The sequence below is a fragment of the Vibrio fortis genome (assembly GCF_000695685.1).
Lineage (GTDB): Bacteria > Pseudomonadota > Gammaproteobacteria > Enterobacterales > Vibrionaceae > Vibrio > Vibrio fortis_A.
Genome location: NZ_JFFR01000019.1, coordinates 3,656 through 7,012 on the forward strand (window position 1 = coordinate 3,656; position 3,357 = coordinate 7,012).

Below are 3,357 nucleotides of genomic sequence, written 5' to 3' on the forward strand. Positions count from 1 at the left end.
CCCCCCCCCCCCCCCCCCCCCCCCCCCCCCCCCCCCCCCCCCATGTCGCAGGTTCGAGTCCCGCAGGGGGAGCCCCTCTAGAATTAAAAAGCACAAAAGCACAAAGAAATTTAGTGTGCCGACTTAGCTCAGTAGGTAGAGCAACTGACTTGTAATCAGTAGGTCACCAGTTCGATTCCGGTAGTCGGCACCCCCCCCCCCCCCCCCCCCCCCCCCCCCCCCCCCCCCCCCCCCCCCCCCCCCCCCCCCCCCCCCCCCCCTGTGCCGACTTAGCTCAGTAGGTAGAGCAACTGACTTGTAATCAGTCCCCCCCCCCCCCCCCCCCCCCCCCCCCCCCCCCCCCCCCCCCCCCCCCCCCCCCCCCCCCCCCCCCCCCCCCCCCCCCCCCCCCCCCCCCCCCCCCCCCCCCCCCCCCCCCATGTCGCAGGTTCGAGTCCCGCAGGGGGAGCCCCCCCCCCCCCCCCCCCCCCCCCCCCCCCCCCCCGAAGATTTATCTTCTTAAATAATTCCCCCTTAGTTCAGTTGGTAGAACGGCGGACTGTTAATCCGTCCCCCCCCCCCCCCCCCCCCCCCCCCCCCCCCCCCCCCCCCCCCCCCCCCCCCCCCCCCCCCCCCCCCCCCCCCCCCCCCCCCCCCCCCCCCCCCCCCCCCCCCCCCCCCCCCCAAAGGCTTGGCTTTTTTCGTATCTAACGCCCCCTGCTTTATGCCAATAGCAATTTCACCGTTCAGTTACCGAGTAGCCTAACCTGTCGCACTATCCATAGTATTAAATATCCCACAAACTCAGCCTGTTACTTTCGTTATCTACTGCCTTCGTATATATTGGTTAAAGCGTTACCTGCGCTTCCTACTCGCGGAAAGAGTTAAACTCAAGGCCATCAAACTTCTCCCTCTTGGGAAACTACAATTTGATTTACCTTCTCTTCTGATCAGCGAGTGCAGAAGTTACGAGATGGTGAATATATGAATGCTTTTTCTCTCAACCTGACATACCTAAAAAAACACGCGAAATCTCGACTAAAACGAATCAGGTCGGGCTCTGTCGAAGACTTACGTTGGTTACTCGCTCTACATCCTCAGCCTCTCCTATCTGCTGATAGCGTTAAGTTGGCAGACGTACACTTAGCATTAGCACGAGAGCTAGGGGTAAGTAGCTGGAGTAAGTTGTTATCACATATTGATAGCCTGGACAGGAATAAAAGTTCAGATGGCGCTCCTCTACCCGCTCTAGACAATGACTTACAAACCCTACATGTACGTTGCGGTCATGATATACAGCAAACATTAGAGCAAGCAGGATTCAGTGGAGACTTCCTCCCATACATAGAACCGTTATGTATCGGCCCTTTAATTCTGGATGAAAAGACGCTTTCAGAGATCAGAGCAGAATATGTATCTGATCGACTTCTGTCTGAGATGAAAGAGGTAGAAAAGTCGCTTGAGCAAATAAAGTCTGAAGCGAAGCAAGCGACGAGTAAGCTCTTAGATAATGACTATCAACGTATTGTTTTATGGGTTGAACACGACAACTACGATCAATTGATGTTGATTAGATCTTTGTATCTACTTTCATACCAAAATATTACTAAAGTAGAGATTATCGAGGTGAGTACCTTCCCTGGTAGAGAAAGGTTCATCGGTTTAGGTCAACTACCTCCTGAAGCACTACGTGCACTCTGGAATAGTAGAAAAAAAGTATCTGTAGAGCATATAACGGTAGCAACAAAGTTATGGCCGGCTTTCTGTTCAAAGAGCCCTTTAAAGCTAGTCGAGCACTACCACAAAGTAGACCAAGGCCTTTTCCCTAATATTAGAGCAGTAATATTTAGACACTTACAGGAACTCCCCCACATAGACTCAAAGTATGGGTTAGTGGAACGCCTGACTATAGATATCTTAAAAAATGAAGAAGAGGGCCTAGAATTCAATGAACTCTTTAAACGCTATATGAAGCTAGAGCCTTTAGTATATTTAGGAGACCTAATGTATTGGGCTCTCATTAAACCGTTAACTGAGGGCCCTGAGCCCATCTTGCAAGCCCAAAGATCAGAGAGCAAAGATTGGTATAAAAACCGCATCTCCCTCTCCAAGTCTAGCCACAATAGAACTGGTAAAGTTGCAGACAAATGGGTTGGCGGAATTCACCTCACTCCTAACAACTTTTGGATCTGGGATCATCAGGACTTAGCGACGATATCCCATTATAACTAGATGCACATAAGCGTCTTATCGTGTGGAGAGCTTAGATTTACTCCACACTCACTTTATATCCAAATCTTCTCTCTTCTGGCTCCTCTGCAAGCCTCTAATGAAGATAATCAAAAAGTGTATCTAGGATAGCTTATTCCATAAAATCTTTGCTAGATACGATTAAACCCTCTCTGATAGGCCTCTAAGGTACCGGACGTGAAGTAGCAAACGGCTAATGAAGAAACAAACATAGTTTATCGATGATTGGACAGAGGCTTACGAACAAAGAGTAGGCTTATTGACGATAACGGATCAACTGAGACCATAGACGACCACAACGCACAGATCGAAGACCAAAATACATACCTCAGAAACGACGAAAGCCTAGTCGTAAGACTAGGCTTTCTGATAAGTGGCGGAGTGGACGGGACTCGAACCCGCGACCCCCGGCGTGACAGGCCGGTATTCTAACCAACTGAACTACCACTCCGCAGTGTCTATTCAGCTTAAAGCAATTTGAGCCTGACGATGTCCTACTCTCACATGGGGAAGCCCCACTCTATTCAGCTTAAAGCAATTTGAGCCTGACGATGTCCTACTCTCACATGGGGAAGCCCCACACTACCATCGACGCTATTGCGTTTCACTTCTGAGTTCGGCATGGAATCAGGTGGGTCCACAACGCTATGGTCGCCAAGCAAATTCTTTATTACCCCCCCCCCCCCCCCCCCCCCCCCCCCCCCCCCCCCCCCCCCCCCCCCCCCCCCCCCCCCCCCCCCCCCCTGAAGTATCAAATCAACAAAATAAATGGTGCTAGTACCCAGATTTGAACTGGGGACCTCACCCTTACCAAGGGTGCGCTCTACCAACTGAGCCATACCAGCACAAAATTTGGAGCCTGGCGATGTTCTACTCTCACATGGGGAAGCCCCACACTACCATCGACGCTATTGCGTTTCACTTCTGAGTTCGGCATGGAATCAGGTGGGTCCACACCCCCCCCCCCCCCCCCCCCCCCCCCCCCCCCCCCCCCCCCCCCCCCCCCCCCCCCCCCCCCCCCCCCCCCCCCCCCCCCCCCCCCCCCCCCCCCCCCCCCCCCCCCCCCCCCCCCCCCCCCCCCCTTTAAAGCGGAAGCAACAGTTTTGAGTCCATCAAAACCCCTTGGGT

At 53.6% G+C, this 3,357-nt stretch carries 3 protein-coding genes, 3 tRNA genes and 2 rRNA genes; 4 read left to right on the forward strand and 4 right to left on the reverse strand.

What is annotated here, in order from left to right:
• Positions 1 to 117 precede the first annotated feature (117 nt).
• From VFDL14_RS11620 to VFDL14_RS11615, 3 genes are all read left to right on the forward strand, one after another.
• Positions 118 to 190, forward strand: a tRNA-Thr gene (locus VFDL14_RS11620).
• 332 nt (positions 191 to 522) lie between these two features.
• Positions 523 to 690, forward strand: a complete 168-nt coding sequence (locus VFDL14_RS24835; protein WP_200870294.1) for a hypothetical protein — start codon at positions 523 to 525, stop codon at positions 688 to 690.
• A gap of 273 nt (positions 691 to 963) precedes the next feature.
• Positions 964 to 2,211 (forward strand): DUF1835 domain-containing protein, encoded by a 1,248-nt coding sequence (locus VFDL14_RS11615; protein WP_032551262.1) that lies wholly within the window; start codon positions 964 to 966, stop codon positions 2,209 to 2,211.
• 392 nt (positions 2,212 to 2,603) lie between these two features.
• Here the strand turns inward: VFDL14_RS11615 and VFDL14_RS11610 are convergent.
• Positions 2,604 to 2,680: transfer RNA gene (locus VFDL14_RS11610), tRNA-Asp, on the reverse strand.
• Between the two features lie 92 nt (positions 2,681 to 2,772).
• A 5S ribosomal RNA gene (rrf, locus tag VFDL14_RS11605) occupies positions 2,773 to 2,888 on the reverse strand.
• On the opposite strand from rrf (VFDL14_RS11605), the gene VFDL14_RS24840 reads away from it, so the two are divergent.
• A complete protein-coding gene (locus VFDL14_RS24840) occupies positions 2,877 to 3,020 on the forward strand; it encodes a hypothetical protein (RefSeq protein ID WP_160168792.1) in 144 nt (47 codons plus the stop codon). The two genes, rrf (VFDL14_RS11605) and VFDL14_RS24840, sit on opposite strands and share 12 nt — an antisense overlap.
• Here the strand turns inward: VFDL14_RS24840 and VFDL14_RS11600 are convergent.
• Both VFDL14_RS11600 and rrf (VFDL14_RS11595) read right to left on the reverse strand, forming a co-directional pair.
• Positions 2,999 to 3,074 (reverse strand) — tRNA-Thr (locus tag VFDL14_RS11600). The two genes, VFDL14_RS24840 and VFDL14_RS11600, sit on opposite strands and share 22 nt — an antisense overlap.
• A gap of 12 nt (positions 3,075 to 3,086) precedes the next feature.
• Positions 3,087 to 3,202 (reverse strand): 5S ribosomal RNA (gene rrf / locus VFDL14_RS11595).
• Positions 3,203 to 3,357: the final 155 nt, after the last annotated feature.

Coding starts and splice junctions, on each gene's coding strand:
- VFDL14_RS11615 (WP_032551262.1), top strand. CDS start 964: ATGAATGCTTTTTCTCTCAACCTGACATACCTAAAAAAACACGCGAAA.
- VFDL14_RS24840 (WP_160168792.1), top strand. CDS start 2,877: ATGGTCGCCAAGCAAATTCTTTATTACCCCCCCCCCCCCCCCCCCCCC.